The organism is Rhodococcus sp. 7Tela_A2, from assembly GCF_049311045.1.
In the GTDB taxonomy this organism is placed as follows: Bacteria; Actinomycetota; Actinomycetes; order Mycobacteriales; family Mycobacteriaceae; genus Rhodococcus.
Map to the genome: position 1 here is coordinate 91,617 of NZ_JAXION010000001.1, position 19,412 is coordinate 111,028.

Annotated in this window: 10 protein-coding genes; 6 read left to right on the top strand and 4 right to left on the bottom strand. The window is 63.3% G+C overall.

The annotated features are described in order from the left end of the window. The first annotated feature begins 54 nt into the window (after positions 1 to 54). The gene (locus TVH25_RS00270) at positions 55 to 3,495 is read left to right on the top strand and encodes a hypothetical protein (RefSeq protein ID WP_422423070.1); all 3,441 of its coding nucleotides are present in this window, start codon (positions 55 to 57) and stop codon (positions 3,493 to 3,495) included. Here TVH25_RS00270 and TVH25_RS00275 read toward each other — a convergent pair. Then, the gene (locus tag TVH25_RS00275) at positions 3,492 to 3,842 is read right to left on the bottom strand and encodes a hypothetical protein (protein WP_397517129.1); all 351 of its coding nucleotides are present in this window, start codon (positions 3,840 to 3,842) and stop codon (positions 3,492 to 3,494) included. The genes TVH25_RS00270 and TVH25_RS00275 overlap by 4 nt on opposite strands. 76 nt (positions 3,843 to 3,918) lie before the next feature. Between TVH25_RS00275 and TVH25_RS00280 the strand changes: the two genes are divergently transcribed. Continuing rightward, positions 3,919 to 4,683: a hypothetical protein gene (locus tag TVH25_RS00280; protein ID WP_397517130.1), complete on the top strand. Its 765-nt coding sequence runs from the start codon at positions 3,919 to 3,921 to the stop codon at positions 4,681 to 4,683. A gap of 642 nt (positions 4,684 to 5,325) precedes the next feature. Here the strand turns inward: TVH25_RS00280 and TVH25_RS00285 are convergent. Further along, positions 5,326 to 11,340 (bottom strand): DUF4011 domain-containing protein, encoded by a 6,015-nt coding sequence (locus TVH25_RS00285; protein ID WP_422423071.1) that lies wholly within the window; start codon positions 11,338 to 11,340, stop codon positions 5,326 to 5,328. A 154-nt stretch (positions 11,341 to 11,494) separates the two neighbouring features. Here TVH25_RS00285 and TVH25_RS00290 point away from each other — a divergent pair, with 154 nt between their 5' ends. Next, entirely contained in the window at positions 11,495 to 12,856 is a 1,362-nt protein-coding gene (locus tag TVH25_RS00290) for a T3SS (YopN, CesT) and YbjN peptide-binding chaperone 1 (protein ID WP_422423072.1), read from the top strand. 37 nt (positions 12,857 to 12,893) lie between these two features. Here the strand turns inward: TVH25_RS00290 and TVH25_RS00295 are convergent, their stop codons facing one another. Beyond that, positions 12,894 to 13,763, bottom strand: a complete 870-nt coding sequence (locus TVH25_RS00295) for a hypothetical protein (RefSeq protein ID WP_422423073.1) — start codon at positions 13,761 to 13,763, stop codon at positions 12,894 to 12,896. Positions 13,764 to 14,043: 280 nt separating this feature from the next. On the opposite strand from TVH25_RS00295, the gene TVH25_RS00300 reads away from it, so the two are divergent. Next, complete coding sequence (locus TVH25_RS00300; RefSeq protein WP_422423074.1) at positions 14,044 to 14,703, top strand: hypothetical protein; 660 nt, start codon at positions 14,044 to 14,046, stop codon at positions 14,701 to 14,703. Positions 14,704 to 14,711: 8 nt separating this feature from the next. Here TVH25_RS00300 and TVH25_RS00305 read toward each other — a convergent pair whose 3' ends face one another. Then, positions 14,712 to 15,122, bottom strand: coding sequence for a hypothetical protein (locus tag TVH25_RS00305; RefSeq protein WP_169652721.1), 411 nt, complete (start codon positions 15,120 to 15,122; stop codon positions 14,712 to 14,714). Between the two features lie 214 nt (positions 15,123 to 15,336). Between TVH25_RS00305 and TVH25_RS00310 the strand changes: the two genes are divergently transcribed. Continuing rightward, positions 15,337 to 16,596, top strand: coding sequence for a hypothetical protein (locus TVH25_RS00310; protein WP_422423075.1), 1,260 nt, complete (start codon positions 15,337 to 15,339; stop codon positions 16,594 to 16,596). Next, entirely contained in the window at positions 16,583 to 19,396 is a 2,814-nt protein-coding gene (locus tag TVH25_RS00315) for an FtsW/RodA/SpoVE family cell cycle protein (protein WP_422423076.1), read from the top strand. The genes TVH25_RS00310 and TVH25_RS00315 overlap by 14 nt, the downstream gene beginning before the upstream one ends. The last annotated feature ends 16 nt before the right edge of the window (positions 19,397 to 19,412 follow it).

The following is a 19,412-nucleotide window of genomic DNA, read 5'->3' on the forward strand; positions in this document are numbered from 1 at the left end:
TCCGGCGCGTGAGTGTGATTCTGCGACGGGGAGACTTGTCTGAGCGGAGGAACGGTGCCGACACCATTCGGGCGTGACGAGATTTCGGCGCTCGACGAACTCGAAACATGGATGGGTGACGAGGAGCGCAGACTCCGTGTCTGTCTCGGCGAGGTCGATCTCGTCGTTCGTGCAGATCTCGACGAAGCCGAGGTGCAGCGGATCCAGGGCTTCTACGGAATCGCTGCGCAACGTCATCGGCGGAAAGGTCGAGCGATCAGACACTTCATCGATCGCTATCCTGCACTCACGATGACCGCGTTGGTCGGGCACGCCGCACTTGCTTACGAACACGGCCGGTACTGGGAGAGCTTCTGGGCAGAGCTCGGACTGCCGCGAACCCTTGCCTTCGAGAACGCGCTCCGGGAATGCGTCGAGTCGAACCTTCAACGTTTCGGCCTCGACGCATTCCCCTCGCTCCGAGGGCAATACGTGCAGACGCTCGGCGTGCACGCAGGCGTCCCCATCCACTGCATGGGAGCGCTCGTCGAGGTCGCTGACGAATATCTGCACCGGGGACGTCTTGCTTCAGGAGCCGGCCTTATGGACTGGATCGTGCGATCCGACAAGAACCCGCAGGTGCTGAAGCTTGCAAAGCCGGTCCGCAACTTCCTCATGCACGGAGGTTCGTTCGCGATCGAGGTTCTCGACTATCTCGTCAAGAACGTCGATCGAATGCTGGACGGCGGGACGCCGAACGCCATCGAACTCGACATCCGCACGATTCCACGGATTCTTCGTCAAGGTTTCGACGCAGCCCTCGAAGTCCACGCCTTCGGGAGGTCGGGCGGTGCAGGCGCAAGCTCAGCGGCACGCGGACGTCGTTCCCCTTCGGTCGTATTCACGCCTCTGGACGATCAGGTCGTTATCGAACTCCCCCCAACCGAGCTCGGTGAAGAGGAGAAGTGGCGTGTGTGGTACGACGGTGATATTGCGGTCGCGAGTCCTTCCGGCGAGTGGGGACTCGATTGGCGGGAGTGGGAGCCGACGCGACTGCCGATCCCGAAACCGGCACGGGAACTCGTCATCGAATGTAGCTCAGCCGAAGCTGCCTGGAGGGTTCCGCTCGTGCGCACGAACGATCCAATTCTCCTCTTCGATCGAGACGGCCGCTGGCTACGGAACCAAGCAGTGTTGCCAAAGGGGCAGATACTGGCGGTGTACCCGGAACATGCCCGCTTGGTGGATGAGGTCGCCGACGTCGATCTCCAGCCCTACGCAGTCTTTGGCTCCCCCGGGGGCTGGCGCGGGTGGCAAGTAGCTGCGGTAGACCTCTCCCCAGCGACGTCGTTGAGGGTAGTTACCGATGCCCGCAAAGGAATCTTGCGTGGCGTTCGAGTCATCGAGGTACCACGGCTAGAACTGGGCGCGCCGATCGTGGGCCTGACGACGGCAGCGGGGGTTCCCGTCTATGCCGTGAAGCCGCGACTTCGCCTTCCCGGGCGGGGGAACGGAGAGGACTCATCGTGGCGAGTTCAGGTCAGGAGGAGTATCGACCGAGGCCCCGTCACAGATTCGACTTACACGACGGGTGTGGATGCGCGCACCGTCGAACCATTCGCTGGGGTGCATGGTGATCTTGCGGGCCAGTTCGATATTGCAGTCACAGGGTCTGCGGGTTCCAGTCTGCGATATACGGTCTTCGTCCTCGAAGGCGTCGACGTAACGATAGATCGCTGGGTCCGTCCACCGGCTCTCGGCGGCTTAGAGCCGGTCACGGCACAAATACCTACGCGTAGCTCCATCCGGCCGGTTGAGACCTCGGTCGAATTCAGCGGAAGTGATATCAAGCGCAACATCAGGTTCACTGCAGCTGTCGTCACCCACGCGTTGGTGCTGACACCACCCTATGTTCGGATCCATGTCGGCTCGGTCGGGCACGCAATCCGGTGGCGGACGTCGGTGCCGATGCTGTTCCATGCCGATCTGGACGAACAATCCTTATTGGTACTGAGTGTGCCAGGCTGCTCTGCACTTCGACTGGAATTGGTCGGCAGGGACAGTACCGCGCTCAAATGGTATTGCCCTCGGAGGACCGGGGATGGCCACTTCGAAGCCGACCTACGAGTCTTCACGGACGTCGCACGTAGGGCCGGCGACTGTGTGCTGACAGCTGTCGCTGTCTCGGAAGACCAGAAAATCGTTCGATTCACGGCGGCACAGATCCGTCCGGTCGGGAGCTGTAGGGAAATCCGGATCGAGGACGAGAGTATGGTCTTCGACGGACTCCGGGTTGTTGACAATCTGGTGGCGAATGTTTGGTGGTCGACCGCTCCCTGGGCAGGCGCCCGGGAGATCCCGGTGACCGATGTCGTGGTCCCCCTTCCGAAAGACCTGATTGCGGCAGGCAAGCTCTTGGTACAGCTCCGCGTGTCCGACCCGTGGGTGCTCGATGAGCCGCCGCAGTGGCCGGACAACCGGGTCTTCGAGATCGACCAAGCCGGATACAGGCGTGATCGGAACAAAAACCGTGAACGTCTCTCGAAGTATCTTGCGCAAGGAGGAGGTCATCCGCCCCGCAGCCCACAGGTCATGCCTGAGATCTGGACGGTCCTGGCTCGGACGTTGCACGATCCAGGAGATGTCCTTCAGGGACAGATGCGCCGTGAGTTGCTCCGGGTCGTCTCGGAGAATCCACGAACGGCGTTGGAGTCGCTGGGCAACAGTACGATTCCTACCTCCCGGCTACCATCCCTAGTTGTTCATACGGAGCTTGCTCGGCAGAACTACGGTTCCACCGAGACCTCGAACGAGTTGCATTCCAACCCGTGGGTGGGATGCATGATCGAGATCTCCGACCTCCCGCCCTTGAGCGCGCGGAGACGCACAGCGCGTGGGGAGCGGCTTGACACCCTGAACTACTTGGAACAGCACGGCGGAGATCCGCTGATCACCGTTCTGGGTTGTGGCACATTGCCCTCGACCGGTCGACCGGAGCATGAAATCGTCAGCGACTTGGTTTCGCTAGGAGACGACGCATTGGACTACTTGGCCACCGAGATCCGTAGCGTGCCAGGGCCGATGCTTAGTCCGGAAGCCCGATGGTCCGCATACCTCGAAGCGTTCGACCAGCGAAGTATATGGACAGGTCCGGACTCGCCGCTGGGGCTGATTGTCGAAGCGCGACATTTGAGTGCTGATCTGGAAGAGCGCTCTCCTGCGCTGTACTCCGCGGTGAGCGAACGACTCGCCGTTTTCGCCGAGATCGGCGCAGATGCCGCATGGACCGCGGTCCCTGCTTTCAGCCTCGTGGCCGCAGGACTGGCCAGGTTGGAGGCCCATCAATTCGAACGGGAACTGCTCACCCCTGCCGTGCTCGAGCACTGGGGGAGGGTAGCAGTACACTGCCCGACCTTGGTAGCTACAGACCTTGTGTTCGCTGAAGCAGTCCTTACCTTCGAAGAATACGGAGACCTGGTCACCGATTCTCCGAGTAAGTGGGACGATCGCTTCTAGTCCTTGATTCCGAGTTCTCGAAGAAGTGACTGGAAAATTGGCGATTCGTCAGCCGGCCAGGCAATGTCTCCGTTGTCTCCAGAGCTGGGGAGTGCCGCCTTGGCAATGGGAAGAATATCCGGGAAGGCTTTGAGGAGAACCTCGATGAACTGCACGGCCATGTCGCGGTCGAGCTGAATAGATTGGCTGCTCTTGGGCTTGGACTGGCGGTAGTCCGAGCCGAAGGTGCTCAGGTGAATCAGACGGGTTCCGTCACCATCTTCAATGATGTTGTAGTAACAGTCCACCTCAGTCGGATGCGCCTGGACCTTCTGTGTGCCTGCGGCGATGGAGCGGATACGAGCCATGGCCGGAATTGTAGGCGATCCTTGAGATCATTCCAGCAGGGCTCCCTGGAGGCCAATGAATGCGGACACTAAAGTCATGCCCATGGCCGTAAGAGTTGACCTGTCTGCAATCACCCGATCTGCGGTCCTTTCCGCGATCGAAGAGTTCGACGAGCTCGGCCAAGAAGAGTTCTTGCGCACACGAGGGTACGCGGAAGCGCGGAACTTCCGATTAGTTTACCGCGGATGCTTCTACGACTCGAAAGCGATTGCCGGGGTCGCGCACGGGTATGCAACGGGGTATTTCTGCGACAGCTCGGAGTTTTCAGGTGGCCTCGCAACGGTTTCCGATCGTCTCACCGACCTTGGTTTCGTTGTAGACCACGGTGGCAAGCACGCCCGAGGGGGACTCTTGTGGGATCTTGAGACCACCCAGGTATTCAAGCGAGGTGGTCGAAGCGCTGCGTACAAGTTCGTGGTGCTCAGATGGGCAGTGGAACGTACTGATTCACACCCAGGGTTTGTTCGCTTTTCCAACGCTCGGAAGGAATTGGCGGAACTGTTGGCGCCCTTTGCGGTAGCTCAGTCTGCACCGAATCCTGCGGACCCGTGGGTTGCTCTGCGGGGGAGTTGGTGGACTCTCGAAGCGCGGGAGGGAATCGATGTGGCCGCAGCCGGACATCAGGTCCTGAGCGCGCTGGCCGCACGCGAGGATCTCCGTGCCGGTCTCTCGGAATCCGTGCGGTACCAACTCCGAGACACCGCCTGGCGTGAAGAGGCGACTGAGGTGCTCGACCGACGGATTGCGGAACTTTCAAGTCGAGCTCGCGCTCATGAGCTGATCAAGGCACTTCGTGTCTGAATGGACGCGCAAGCAGTCGCTTCATTGCCCGCGAGCAGAATATCGTCAGCGGTGTCTATTCAAACGTGATCGGTACAGGCGGTTTCGTGAAGCGGATTCTATTGGTGCTCCGGTGCCTCCCTCTCACGAACCGACCGGTAAGAATTTGACAAAGCCGGAGGTGTGTACCTTGCTGCGGCGATCCGCAGGCAGGTGTCACCCTCTTCGCGATCAGCTACGCGATGAACAGGAGCAGCACGGAGCATGGCGCTACGGCCGGCGGCGGACTGAACCACAGTGGGTACTCGAGCCGCTGCCATGGCGTAGTGCGGAACACGTTGATGCGGTCGTCAACAGCGGGTCCCGCGCTGACAGCCCACGCAGTGTTCCTTTCGAGCTTGTGAGTACTTCGGTCATCACGGCCCCCGCTCCCGCCATGCTTGGACAAAGGCACTCACCGTCCTGCCGCACTCTTCGTATGAAGCCATCCGCCTTCGTCGCGCTTTCCGCACTTAGGTGGCTTGACCCGTGGGAACGGCATTGCGTTCCACATGGGTGTATCCGCGTGCGCACACTGCACCGGGTCAGCGGGACGATGCACTGCCTCTGCCGCCGTGACCAGAGCGGGGACACCAGGCGTCGCACGAAGCGTTTCGATCGTGCTCAGCTACCGGACCGGATCACCGACCCCAGCTGAATCAAGCGCCCGCTCCAGAGGCCGAGGCTCAGACACTCCTCCAGGCTCTCACGGGTGGGTCCGGTTAGGCGACGCTGGTTAAAGATGGCCAGCGTTTCCCGGATCAGCGCCTCGACGCCGAGTTCTCGACCCGTGCAGGCGGCGTTCATCGCGTTAAGGATCGCCTCCGGCGCGATATCGCTGAGGGGGCGGGCGACGTGGTCGGGTGTCGCACGGAACCCGCGCCAGTTGCCCTGGTCGAGCTGGCGAGGCCACACGAAGGATCCGAGAGAAGTCGTTGAAATCAGCTCACCGGGCACACAATCGATTACATAGTCTCTACGCGCTGCGGATACCCTATCGAACCCGAATCGTCTCGCGATGTCTCGGGCCAACCGCTCCAGGAGAATCGGTCCTTCGATCTCCACCGTTTCGCGCACGGCGCCAGTGATGATCCGTCGTACCGATGCAGAGTTGACGCGATCGAGATCTTCGCGTTCTCCGAGCGGAGTGGTCGGGGCGCAGATATACGCAACGCCGCGGCCGTGCCAGTCGCGTTCGGTGGACGACGGTGCCAAATCCTCCTCGAAGTAAATCGTAGGGGTAGGCGTCGCGGCGACACTCGCGACGAGCTCGTGTCGTCCCTCCGTGACCCCATCGGGCACAAGCACCTGGTCGAGTTCGTCCTTGACGAAGGAGAGATCGGCCAGCACATCGAGGTTCTCGACGGGGACCTCTTCCGCGGCGCGAGCTTCCGCGTCTGCGATCTCGATGGCGCGTGCCTCCGCTTCCCTGGTGAGCTGGTCCTCGTACTGACGCCGTCGTTCACGCGCAGTATCGACAGCGGCGTCGATGCGATCGAGTACCGCTCCGGAGTTTTCGATCCATTCGGGAAGCCACACCCGAACCGACGAGCCCCAGTGCATCAGGGTCTCGAGCAAGCGGGGGGTGAGGTCGCGGTCGGACACGGTAGACCTGCCGGCCCATCGCGGGCCGTCCAGTATCACTGCGACCTGCCAATGATCGCAATCTGGTTCCCGCACAACGATATCGAGGACGAATTCGGACAAGCCGTAGTTTGTCGTGACCTCGTACCCGCGTTCGGTGAGGGCTGTGCAGATGCTTCGCTGGACGGCGTCGACATTGTCGTTGGTTTTCACCGACGGGCTCGGAGCGACCCGTTGCGCCGCCATCTCCAGGTAACCGCGCAGGTGCGCGAGTCCCACAGACTTTGTACGCGACAGATCGATATCGGACGGATCGAACGACGTGAAGATCACGACCTTTCGCCGCGCCCTCGTGATGGCGACATTGAAGCGCTTCTCGCCGCCTGCCCGACTGAGTGGCCCGAACTGGAGGGGGAGCTGTGTCTCGCCGGGCTTCTTCGAGAACGCCGTCGTGAAGAGGATGACGTCACGCTCGTCGCCCTGAACGTTTTCGAGGTTCTTGACGAAGATGCCGTCTTCCTTATCGGGTCGAAGCTGTTCCCGGACCAAGGGGTCGTCGCTTGCTTCCAAGAGGTCCTGAACAAGGACGCGCTGCTGGAGGTTGAAGGTGACCACCCCGATGCTCTGACCCGCAAGACGCGGGGTGGCAAGCCGAGTCCGAATCTCGTCGACGATCGCTTCGGCCTCGACCCGATTGGTCCGGTACCCCTCTTTGCGGTTCTCGCGGTTGAAATGACCTCCGACGCGTCGCCATTCGACACCTGCGGTGGAGTCACCTCCAGGCGACGGAAGACTGGCGAGCCGGCCTTCGTAGTACTTCTGGTTCGAAAAATTGATGAGCGTCTCGTCCTGACTGCGGTAATGCCACGAGAGCCACAGGCGCGGTACTCCGGACTCGACACACTCGGTGAGGATGCTCTCGAGATCCTCCGGTGCGATCGTTCCGTCCTCGTCCGCCTCGTCATCGTCCACGGCGCTGACCTGGCCGAACGTCGACGGAGGCATCTGCTGCGAGTCCCCGACGATGACCGCTGCGCGGCCCCGGCCGAGCGCACCGATTGCCTGCGCGACAGTCACCTGAGACGCCTCGTCGAACACGACCAGGTCGAATGTCGCCGAACCGGGCGGGATGAACTGCGCCAACGACGTCGGGCTGACGAAGACGCACGGCGTCGCCGCCAGGATGTGGTGTGAGTACCGCGACATGAGGTTGCGGAAGGACGCGCCACCGCGTTTGCGTTCGAGTGCGCGGCGCAATTCGCCGACCTCGCCCTGGAGCGCCCCTGCCTGGAACGGCCGACGAGACAACAACGCGGCCGGCAGTGCCTTGACCTGCTCGGCGCGCAGCGCGTCAGCGCTACGCACGAAATCCGAGATCTCGCCGTCCCGCAGAGCGGTCGTGAAGTTGGCGACGCCTGTGGTGCGTCGCCGCTCCTCGAGCGAAGCACGTGCTGCGCCGCGAATGAAAGAGACCGGCGCTTCGGCGGCGGGAACCCGTCCGGTGAGAAGGGCTTCGACGAAGTCGTGCAGTTCTGCGCTACGCAGGGGTTCGAGATATGCGGACATGCGCGACCACGCGAAGAAACGCTGAGAACCGCCGTACTGGGCCTCTTCTCGGACGGCGCGGCTGTCCCGCTGCCATGCCGTGAGCCAGTGGTCACCGTTTGTCCACCGAGCTACATCGGCATCGGTGGTCCCGAGGGATGAACGCAAGGTCACCCATGCGCCGGCAACTTCGTCGAGTGCACGAATCTCCCGATCCGTCAGAAATCCGACGGACTCGAGATCGTTCCACAAACCCGGTGACTCGTCGACGAAACCAATTGTGTCATCGATGTATTCGAGCACCGGGCGCAGCTCGTCGGCGCAGGTGGGAGTCAGCGGATTCCAGGTGGGCGGAGCGAAAGGACCGAGGAGATCTCGGACGGCGGTACGCAGGTGTGCGACCTGTTCGCGGGCGACGGGGATCATCCGCAGTAGCGGAAGCACGGCTTGGGGTGCGAGGTCGGCATCCGGGTTGGCGAACGGTGCGAGGCTCCGCTGGAACTGCTCGGCCTTCTTCTTCTTGCCGAAGATGCCCTTGGCGCACTCTTCCGCCTCGGTGATGAAGAAGTCGACATCGCCGGACTCGAGGAACATCGGAACGAATGTGCGTAGTACCGGCGCGCAATTCTGTTGTGTCCGGGAGATATCGACGAACAGCGCTTCACGTGCCGCAGCGAATTGGGGGCTACGCATCCAGACGAGTGTCTCGGTGTCGGGCACGTGACGTCCGAGTTGTCGACGGGCCTGGGGGAGCAGCGCCACGATGTCCTCCGGCGCCTGCACCCGTTCGAGAAGCGTGCGCGTACGAGAATTCGTCAGTGCCGCATCGACCGCATCCGCGAAACGGAGCACAGCGAGGGACACGTGCTGTTCCTCGATCCCCTGCGGCACGGATCCGGCTAGTGACCAGGGGGAACCTGGGCGTATTTCGAGGGGCTGGGCCGCACGCGAGAAGAGCTCGAGCGTGTCCCGAATGGCGGCCCAGGGTTGACCCGGCCGCGCAACGTACCAGCTGGGGATCGGAGCAGTCGGTCCGTCGCCGACCTCGAGAACCGACTCGAATGCACGCCACAACGAATGATCGACGCCGTTGCGGCTGTGGATCTTGTGAGGGTATTCGGCGAGAGGCACCAGCTTCGACCTGAATTCGGCGACCTTCGCGTCCCAATTGTGCGAGTTGTAGTAGATGTTGTTGTCGATCGCAGCCTTGAGCTGTTCACGAATGGCACTCTGACTCTGGCTCTTGCCGTGAAGATCGAGCGTGAAGTTGGTCAGGCCGACCTTCGACACGCGCTTCTTGACAACGTCCAGCGCCGCCTGCTTCTCCGCTACGAACAAGACGGTCTTGCCGCGTTCGAGAGCGTGCGCAATGAGATTGGTAATCGTCTGGGATTTACCGGTTCCGGGAGGACCTTCGATTACGAAGGTGCGCCCGGACGCAGCCAGCGCCACCGCCCGCAGCTGGGATCCATCTGCAGGGATGGGGACGGGCACGGACGCCTCGTCCACCTCCACGCTGTCGAGGCTCTCGTTACCCTGCGGGTCGCGGAACGACTCGCCGGCGTGGTGCGTGAGGTGCTGGACGATCGGGCTCTGCTCGAGGACGTCCCAGTGTTCGTTGAGGTCCTTCCACATTCCGAAGGTGCCGAATTGGCAGATCGCAACGGTGGCAACCTCATCGACCCGTAGGTCGACGTTGTTCTCGACGAGAGCTGCGCGGATGCCCCGGAGCGCGTGAGCGATGTCGAGGCCGCTGTCGTCCAGCTTCGGGGACTCGAGAGCTTCGATCGACACGTTGTGCTTGAGGCGAAGCCACTCGACGAGGCAATAGTTGGGGGACGCGACTTCGGTGGTGTCGACGGTGATCTGGAACGGCTTCCGACCGGCGCCGCCGACGATGCGGATGGGGAGCAAGAAGAGGGGAGCGCGGGCCTCCGCACCGGTCGATGTGCGGTGGATGAGCGCGCCGAGCGTCAGGTACAGGTTCGCGCTACCCGTCTCCTCGAGCATTGTTCGTGCTGTGCGAGCGAGTTCCTTGAACCGCTTGGCGCACAGGTCACGTGAAACCGCGCCGTACATCCGTCGGTCATCCGCGAGATAGGACAGGAGCACCTCGGATGAGATCTCGGATGCGCGCCGCGCGCCCTGCAATTCGTGAATCGACGCAAGGTCATCATTGGGAGTGAGGGTGATGGAGTCGCCGGAGTGGATGATGTCGTCGAGAAGCGGGAGTCCGTCCTGAGGCACGTGAAGATCGATTACCTGCGCGGACGGCTTCAAGTTCAAGAGACGGTTTCGAGTACTCAGATCGAGCAGAGCGCGCTTCCACTTCCGAACCCGCGCGGGCGCATGGTCCGTAGTGTCCAGGACGACATCGTCAGTAGTGCCGCGGGCCTTCAGTTCGTCGGGTAGTGCGAGGACGACGTTGTGAAGGTCGACCGGCCGGGGTTGGGTCTTGGGCGCAACGTCGTTGCTGGAAAGCAACGGACGGATACCGCTCTTCCTGGCAGCGACGACATCGACAACACCGCATAGGGTGTCAGGAGACGCAAAGTACTCCCGGGCACGCTTTATCGCCCCCTTGAAGTCTCCTGCGTCGGTCTGGTCGTAGTAGACGGCATCCACGGCGACGGCTTTGCCGGACTCGACGAGATTGACGAGTGCGTTCGGTTCCAAGATTGTGGGGAGTGGAAGCGACGCATCGTCGGTGAGAAACCCGGTGAAGGCATGTCCGGCGACGAGCCAGAGCAAGGGGCGGAGACCAGCCGCTTCGAGGCACGCGGCGTAGGTAACCGCCAGGTCGATACAGGTGCCGAAGCTTTGTTCGAGAACCTGAGCCGTGGTGCGAACCTTCTGTCCGGTTCGTTCGAATGAGGCAGGAGGATCGATGTATCGGATCCCTCGGGACCTCAGCGATTCGTAGATGGCAGTGGCGATGAGCGCGGACCGTTCCGGGCCGTTCTGGTATCCCTCGAGTGACGAACTGCCAGTATTCCTGCGTAGTAGTTCGGCCGCATCGCTGAGGACAGACTGCACAGCGGACGTATTGGGCTGAACGAATGCAGCCAGGGTGTCGTAGAAGATCGGGGCGTTGAACCACTCGTTGTGCGCGAGGACCTGGATCGGGATCGTCAGATGAAGGTCCGGTGCCCACATCCTCGACACGGTCACCGCAATGGTCGCCGGATGCGCTTCTTCCAGCGCACGCAAATAGGGGACTGCAGGGGCGAAATCCGCGAAGTGGTCCCAGTAAGCGTCGGTGCCGTCGAGGAGTTCGCCGTCGTACGTTCGAGTCCAGGCCGGTGCGAGCTCCTCACCGTTGCCGAACAGGCGGACCGTCACGGTTGTGTCGACCGCCGGCTGGCCGGATGCGTTCGTAACGCGCAGGTCCGAGATCAAGGGCACCGAGTTGTGGACCAGGGCCAGGTTGACCGCCGGCTGGGTAAGCATCCGGACGACGAGCCCGGACTGCTCGACCGTGCTTTCTTTCCACAACGAGTCTTGTTTCACAGCTTCACTCCACCTTTTCGGAACGACCAGACGTATATCAGCCGAAACCGACACATCGCCCACATCCTCCTATCGGATCAGAGCGGAAAAATGTGACACCCGTCCGTTGACGCTGGTCGGCGACGTTTCGCGCAAGAGTGCATACTCACTCGCCATGACCGGATCACGCACCGAAGACATCCTGCTGCCCAAGCGCCGTGTGTATGCCGCCGAAACGTGGGAGGAGCAGCGTCGGGATGCCTGGTCCTCTTTCACGACTTGGTTCCGAGAAGAGATCTGGGACCTCGAGGGTTCCGCGTCGATCACGCTCGAAGCGGAGCTCGGCGTGCGGACGGTAGGAGTGGAGATCGAGTCGAGGTCGGGCAGACCGTCGCGCGTGGCCGTGCCTATCCGGTTGCTCAACGAACAAGAACTCGAAAGGATACGTGCCTCGTCTCAGTGGGAAGAGAAGCCGATACGGGTGTCGGCTGCCGACCCCTCGGAGCGTGTCGAGTTCCGCTTGAAATCGGCCAGTGGAGTCTTCGCTCGGCGCGAGGTGTCAGAACTCTTCGAGCACGTATTCGCGCTTCCCCATCCCAATGGGACCGTGGTGAGGATTATCGATCACACAACTGGACGCGTCCGCAACCGTCGTTTCGAACATCGAACCGTTCCGCTGGGGCGGGAGACTCGTCAATATTCGCTCATGACCGAGAGCGAATTGAACACCGCTGTGATCGTGCAGGACCGAAGTGAGCTCGGGAAGCTGGTATTTCGATCGCTGAAGAGGATGTTCGACGACCGCGTGAGGTTGGTGCGCCCTGAATCCTGGGAGATTCCATTGGGATCGCAGATGGTGCGGGTGATGGTAGGGCCGTCATATCCTCGAGTTCTGATCATTGTGCCAAAAATGGCTCGCCCGTTCGGTTTTGCGGAGTTTCCCGAACGACGAGTGGAAATGTTGGTGAGAACCTCGTATCTGCGTTTCGTAGATGACGGAGAGCGACTTTCCGTCATTGTCGATGTTCCCGCTCATCCATTTGTGCCGCGACACCTGGACGACGCGATCGGGCAATTGAAGGACTTCATCGACCGCTGTAAGGAGGAGTACGGTGCGGGGAAAGAAGGTCGGGCGAGATACCAAACCATTTATCAGGGTGGGTCGCGGAAGGCCGAAGAGAAGGTCAGGAAGGAAGATGAGAGCGAGTCCTTCCCTCCCGCTCTCGCAGCTCTGACCCACCTGGACGAGGACGGAACGAAGGTGCTCGAACCCATCAGGGTTGCGCATGTATGCAAACACGATCGGGATGCCATCCTCGAGTACCTCCGCCTGGTGAAGGAACAGGAGTTGGAATGGTTGGCGTCTGCTGATGAAGCGACCGCGTCAGGGGACATCGACGAGGCTGCGTCGTGCAACCACGAAGCAGCGGCCTGGGAAAACACCTACCAAAACCTACGAGCGGCTCTCGAGGTTACGGTGTTGCCCGGGAGCGGAGCGGCCTGCAAGGACTGCGCCGCAATGGCCGACAAGTCGTGAGGAGCCGTTGCGGTTGCCGACGACGCATTCACACCGTTCACGCGCAATAGTCACAACGCCCGCTACGGGGAAGGGCAGTGTGATGCTGCGGGCACAGTTCGATCTTCTCGGGACGAGCTGCCGCAGCCTTACGCGCTGCCACTTCGCGTGACGCGGTGACCTGTGGCGGGAGCGTAGGAGTGCCTCCGTTCGAAGGCAGATCGGTGCTGAAAGCGCGGTAGCACCTGAGGCGGGCTTCGGACGCGTGATGATCGAGGTCGTCCGGAATGGGCTCACCTGCTGTCTCGAGGACGAACCGGTACCCGTCGCCGACCGTCTGACTCTGGGTGACACACAGAGAAGTGAGCGGCGGTTCGCCCCCACGAGCACATTCTTCGACGACAACTGCTAGTACCTTGCCGATCCAATTGCGCATCTGCGACTTCGTCCGAATGCCCGAGACTTCCTGGACCTTTTCCGCCAGATCCTTGTAGGTGACGAAGTCGTTGTAGCGGGTAGCGGTCTCCAGCAGGACGTCGTGCGCGACCCTTCCCCACTCAGCGATCGCATCGCGGAAGGACACAGCAGATCCGTCGGATACACGCCAGGTGCCCGGTGTCGTTGTGGGAGCGGGCTCGACCTGGTCGATCTCGTCAGGAGTGCTCACGGGCTCGTCGGTCGAAAGATCCGTGTTCGAGACGGCCCGGGGCGTGTAGGTGCTCGTGGCGAAGCCGAACTTGCGGAGCTGAGCCAACGCATGGTGGGTATTGAACGCGGAGCGCGGCTGCCCTGTGATCAAGTGGTACGCCTGTTTCGGAGGATAGAGAACACCGTCGATGTCTGCCCAGTGTTCCTGGAGAGGTTCGGGGGCAGCCTTCCGGATAAATGCGGCGGTGGTTTCGATGTCCGAATCGGGCGTATCACTCATGTGCCCCATTAGAGCGCGTAGTGCCGACAGTCTTCGCTTCGACCCCGCCAGGTGCGTGAATTCTCGGGACTCACAGCGCCAGATGCACTCTCGCACGATCCGAAAAGGTGTCAGATATGGAGTATTGTCCGCTGGTCGACTGTTCTGTCGGCGGTCGAATCAATACGGGCATAGGGGCACCTTGAACGCCGACAACAGCGTGCTGGAATCGATCATTCATTGCGAGATCCTGGCTCGATGCAAGGCCGGTGAGGACTTGCCGTGCTCGAAGGTCGTTTCCGTGCAGGATGTGCCTCTGTCCGAGCACCAGGTACCCGAACCGTGGACAGGGCATCTCGACAGAGCTCGCTTGATCTTCGTCAGTAGCAATCCCTCGATCGACCCGCGCGAGGCGTATCCGAGTTGGGGAGACGATATCGCCGGATCCGTTCGATACTTCACCGACCGGTTCGACGGAGGGCACGGGCAGATCCGTGACGGTATCTACAGTCCGTTGCCGGAGGGCGGATGGTCCGGCGCGGTCCGTTTTTGGGCAGCGGTAAGGCAACGGGCGTTCGAGCTGATTCCCGGAGCCACTCCCGGGGTCGACTATGCGCTCACGGAGGTCGTGCACTGCAAGAGCACGAATGAGATCGGTGTGGCGGAGGCGCGTCATACGTGTGCGACGAAGCACCTTCCCACCGTGTTGGCGGCTGCGACGGAAGCGCGAGTCGTTGCGGTGATCGGTGTGCACGCCGCCCGTGAGGTCTCGCGTCTGTTCGACCTGGGCCTCGACGGGAACAGCAGGTACGCGGAGCTCGATCAGGATGGCAGCCGCCGCGTATTCGTCTACCTGGATCATCCGTCGAGCTGGGGAAAGAAGAAGCGTTTCGCTATGGCTCTGACGCATGACGAGCTCGACCGAGTGCGCATGGCGCTCGCAGACAGCACTCTCGAGTAGGATCGCGGTCACGCCGGCGACGGACTCCGACCCGTGCGTACCACCAACAGCCCCGCCGCCACCATCACCTGTCCCACCATCAAGGCTGCCGGCAGCGCGATGAGTTCCCACCCGGTCGAGGCGAACCCGAAAGCCCACACCAGGATGGCCGCGGCCAGAGCCACTGTGGTCACCTGTCCGAGCGCCATGAGGACTGTCGCCCTCCCTCGAGTGCGTCGCCGGAGAACGCAGGCGGTCCCGACGATGGCTCCGGCGAGAGAACAGGGCAATCCGACCAATGTCGGCAGCACCACCAGCAGTTCGAGACCACGGCCGCCGACTTCGACCACTCCCGACGCGACCAGCTGAGGCACCACGTAGATCAGGACCGCAACCGTGCACAACACCGAGGTGATCGAGACGGTCAGGAGCATCTTCATGCAGGGAAGGTAACGGACGAGGGGATCCGTTCGAGGATGCCCCGGACGGACCGCAGAGTTTCGGTCGAAAGCCGCCGCAACCGAGGGGCGAATGGCACAGAATGGAGCGGTAACCAATAGCAGGCAAGTGGGAAAGGTGCTTGCAGGATCCATCGTCCACCCCGCTTCTCGGCGCTTGAAAGATGCTGGGGGACTAGCAGTTTCAGGATGTGCGATGATCGAGGCACTCGTGGGGATCCACGCGACGGATGGTGAGCCCGACCAGGCTCGGTCCGGACTGCCGACGCGAACCGAGGACGATCCAGGTGGCGCCGGCGTCTCCCTGGAGAGGCTGCTCGCGATCGCGAAGCTGACCCCTGCGCAGGCGGCCGTGCTCGTCACCGATGTGGTCGATCAGGTCGGGTCGGAACACGAGCCGGGGCGTTCTCGGGCGAGTTTTCGAGCAAATGCCGTGACGGTGTCCGACAGCGGGCACCTCACGATCGAGCGCGGCGGGAACGCGGGATCCCGGGACGAGGTCCGTGATGCGCTCGCGGTCCTACTTCGAGAGGTCGCGGCGAACTGTCGCAGCGCCGCATTTGCGGACCGGCTGGACGAATCGATCGCCGAGGCGTCGGACCCGGTCGTCCTCGCGCAGCTCGTGCGTAGCACTGTCGCAACAGAATTCGGTCCGGACGAGGTGGAGGCGACGCGGCGTCAGCTCGCCGCGCTCGTCTCTGCGGTGCTGGGACGTGCCCGTCCGGAGGGTCGAGCGCACGAACGGCCGGACGCGCCGGATCAGCCGCCCCCGGCCGCCGGGTCCTCTCTTGCCTCGACCGGCTGGCAGCCACCCACAGGGAAGATCTGGCATCGCAGGAGAAGGCGACCGTCGTGGCGCCGAGGTCTGCTCGCTCTGCTCGCCCTCCTCGTACTCGCCGGGATGGTGTGGGTGGCTCCGAAAGCATGGTCGGAGCTGCGGCAGGGATGGAACACCCTCCTCGACCCGGGGGAGTCGTCGATGGACGATCAGATCAGTCCGGTTTCGCCGCCGCCCCCGGCGCCCGACGCCGCATCCCCTCCGGCCGAGCCGGGGTCCACCGAGCCGGGCCCCGTCCCCGTCGATCTTCCGGGTGAAGCCGGACCGATCACCCGGATGGTCGCGAGCTTTGCCAACGGTGCCTGTGAGCCGGGGCGATCGTGCAACCTGCGGGTGGACGTCGGCGTCGATCCCGCAGCGAATGTCGGTGCGGTGACCTGGAATCTGACCGTCTACGACAGATGTACGGGTGCTGTCGGTCCCGGTGGTGCGGTCACGGTGCCGGTACCGCCCGGCACGCAGGAGGCCTACGGCGTCGGTCGCGTCGATCTGCCACCGGGTTCTGCCCTGGCGGTCGCCGCGGTCAGCACGGCTCCCGCTGCCGCCGCGTCGGAGCCGCTGTACGTGCCCACCGAGAACGTCACCTGCCCGCCGGGAGGCTCTGGTGCAGGCGGATAGGCGCCGATCCGATCCCTGGCTCGTCGCTGCGGCAGTCGTCCTGGTCGCTCTCGGCGTGCTCAACATGTGGACGACGGGAATGACGGCACCGGCAGTGCGTCACGCGGTTCTCGCCGGCGTGGGCCTCGGCGCCATGTGGGCGACCTCGCGAATGCGGATCGCTACCCTGAGCCGTTTCGGCTGGATCCTGTACATCGTCTCGGTTGTCCTGCTGGTGGCGGTGCCGCTGATCGGTATCGCGACGATGGGCGCGCAGCGCTGGCTGAATCTCGGCGTGTTCACCCTGCAACCCTCCGAGATCGCCAAGCTCGCCCTGGTTCTGGTGCCCGCATCGATACTGGCTCGTGACTACACGGTCCGCAGGTTCCTGGCGGTCCTGGCGGTTGCGTGTGTGCCGATCGCGCTGGTCGCACTGCAACCCGACCTGTCGACGGCCGTGGTTCTCGTTTTCACCGTGGTGCTCATGCTGATCCTGGCCCGGGTGCCGATGCGGTCACTGCTCCCGCTGTTCGCGCTCGGCGTCGCCTCGCTACCGCTGGCGTTGCTGTTCCTCCGCCCGTACCAACTCGATCGGATCAACGTCTTCCTCTCGCGCGACGCGGATCCGCAGGGTTCCGGCTGGGCTGCCTGGCAGGCGGACATCGCGATCGGCAGCGCGGGATGGTGGGGGCTCGGCCGGGAACCGGACTACGGCCTCCGGGCCACCTACTTGCCGGAATCCGAGCACGACCTGGCCTTCGCGAGCTTGGTGTACGGATGGGGTCTGGTCGCCGGGCTGGCCGTCGTGCTGGCTGTCGTGGTCATCGTGTGGCGCGCCGTCCTCGCTGCCCGACACGCACGGACGAGGGAAGCGGCACTCGTCGCGGCAGGTGTCGCCGGACTGTTCGGAATTCACACGGTGGTCTCGGTCGCCCAGAGTCTGTCGCTGCTGCCGCACACCGGCATGCCCATCCCCTTGTTCAGTTACGGGGGCACCGCCTCGATCGTCGGATTCGTCTCTCTCGGCCTGGTGCTCGCGGTGCGGCGCGACGGCGTGACGCGTTCGCTGTGGGCCACCGAATCCAGGAAGCGACGGCTCCCTCGGGGAGTGTCGACGAGCGCGGTGGCGGTGACCGCGTCGCTCGTCGCGATGTCGATGTTCGCCTGGCAACTCCAGACCGCTCACGGCGGCGATCTGCGGGCCACCAGCGACACGCAGATGCTGCGCTGTCTCCGACTGCCCGCCGAACGAGGTGACATTCTCGACCGAAACGGTGTTCCGGTCGCGGTCAATGTCGCCGAATACTCCGTTGCGGTGGTTCCGCGGATGTTCGCCGACGGTGACCCTGGGGTACGCGACGAACTCGCCGCACTCCTCGCCGTCACGCCTGACGCACTCGCGGACGACCTGACGAGCGCGGAAGAGGAGATGCAGCTCGTGCTCGGACGCGTCGGGGCCGAGCAGGCCCGGCGAATCGTGGATGCCCAGTTGCCCTGGGTGCTCGTGTATCCGACCGGACGCAGGCAGTATCCCCAGGGGGAGTCGCTGGCGTCCGTCCTCGGGTACGTCGGGACCGCGGACGAGCAGGGCATGCAGTACTGGCCGAACCTCCCGCTCGGAGCGCGGGTGGGCAAGGCGGGACTCGAGATGCAGTACGACGCGTTGCTCCGCGGCGTCGACGGCCGGCAGTGCATGTACGTCGATCCGTCCGGGCGTCCGGTAGGCACAGGGGAGAGGGTGGACCCGGTGCGGGGTCACGACCTGCGGTTGCACCTCGACCTCGGCTTGCAACAGGCCGCGACCGATGCGCTCGCACAGGCGATGCGCACCAGCGGAGGCGACCTCGGTGCCGCAGTCGTGATGGATGCCCGCACCGGTGGGGTGCTGGCACTGGCAAGTGTTCCCGGCTACGACAACAACGTCTTCGAACCACCGGTCGACCCGGTCGCTCTCGCGGCGCAAACCGAGGGCACGGGGCCGGGGCGGATGCTCAACCACGCCGCGCAGACCGCCGTGCCTCCGGGCTCGACATTCAAGATCGTTACCGCCGCGGCGAATGCGGCGTCGCACGTGTTGTCGCCGGACACCGTGCTCGCGGGCGGCGCCTCCTATGCCTACGGAGGGCACACTTTTGCGAACTGGCAGCCCATGGGCGGGAACAGTCTGCTGGGGGCCATCCAGTGGTCGGACAACGTCTACTTCTATCAGCTCGCCGACCTCCTCGGTCCCGAGCGCATAGCGACGACCGCGGGTGAACTGGGTGCCGGCTCGCCGACGGGCATCGATCTGCCCAACGAGTCCGCGGGTTTCCTCGGGACACCGGAGAACGTCAGCGACATCGGTGGGGCCTGGTATCCGGGGTCGACCCTGTTGATGGGAATCGGTCAGGGCACCGTGAGCTCGACCCCGTTGCAGGTGGCGCGTTGGACGTCGGGCATCGCCTCCGGCGCGATGGTGACGCCCCAACTCGCGGCGTCCTACGGGCCGGCGGAGGGTGTGCCCGTTCCGACAGAGGCCCCGCATCGACTGTCGTTCGCGGACGAACTCGGACCTGTGCGAGCGGGGATGCGGGCATCGGCCACAGCCGGTACCGCCGGTCAGCTCGCGAGCCTGCCTGTGCCGGCCGGGGCGAAGACCGGTACCGCCGAGGACCCCTCGGCCCCCGGGAAGGGCCTCAATGCCTGGTTTTCCGCGGTGGCACCCTTCGATGCACCCGAGGTCGTGGTGACTGCACTCGTGCGGGGCGGCGGATTCGGTTCGGCGACATCAGGTCCGGTCGTCAAGACTCTGCTCGAGCGCTATCTCGCCCAGACCCGCTGACCAACCAGACCCGCTG

Bases quoted from the DNA above. Each gene is read 5' to 3' on its own strand.
- TVH25_RS00275 (WP_397517129.1), bottom strand. From the start codon at position 3,842: ATGGCTCGTATCCGCTCCATCGCCGCAGGCACACAGAAGGTCCAGGCG.
- TVH25_RS00280 (WP_397517130.1), top strand. From the start codon at position 3,919: ATGCCCATGGCCGTAAGAGTTGACCTGTCTGCAATCACCCGATCTGCG.
- TVH25_RS00290 (WP_422423072.1), top strand. From the start codon at position 11,495: ATGACCGGATCACGCACCGAAGACATCCTGCTGCCCAAGCGCCGTGTG.
- TVH25_RS00295 (WP_422423073.1), bottom strand. From the start codon at position 13,763: ATGAGTGATACGCCCGATTCGGACATCGAAACCACCGCCGCATTTATC.
- TVH25_RS00305 (WP_169652721.1), bottom strand. From the start codon at position 15,122: ATGAAGATGCTCCTGACCGTCTCGATCACCTCGGTGTTGTGCACGGTT.
- TVH25_RS00310 (WP_422423075.1), top strand. From the start codon at position 15,337: ATGATCGAGGCACTCGTGGGGATCCACGCGACGGATGGTGAGCCCGAC.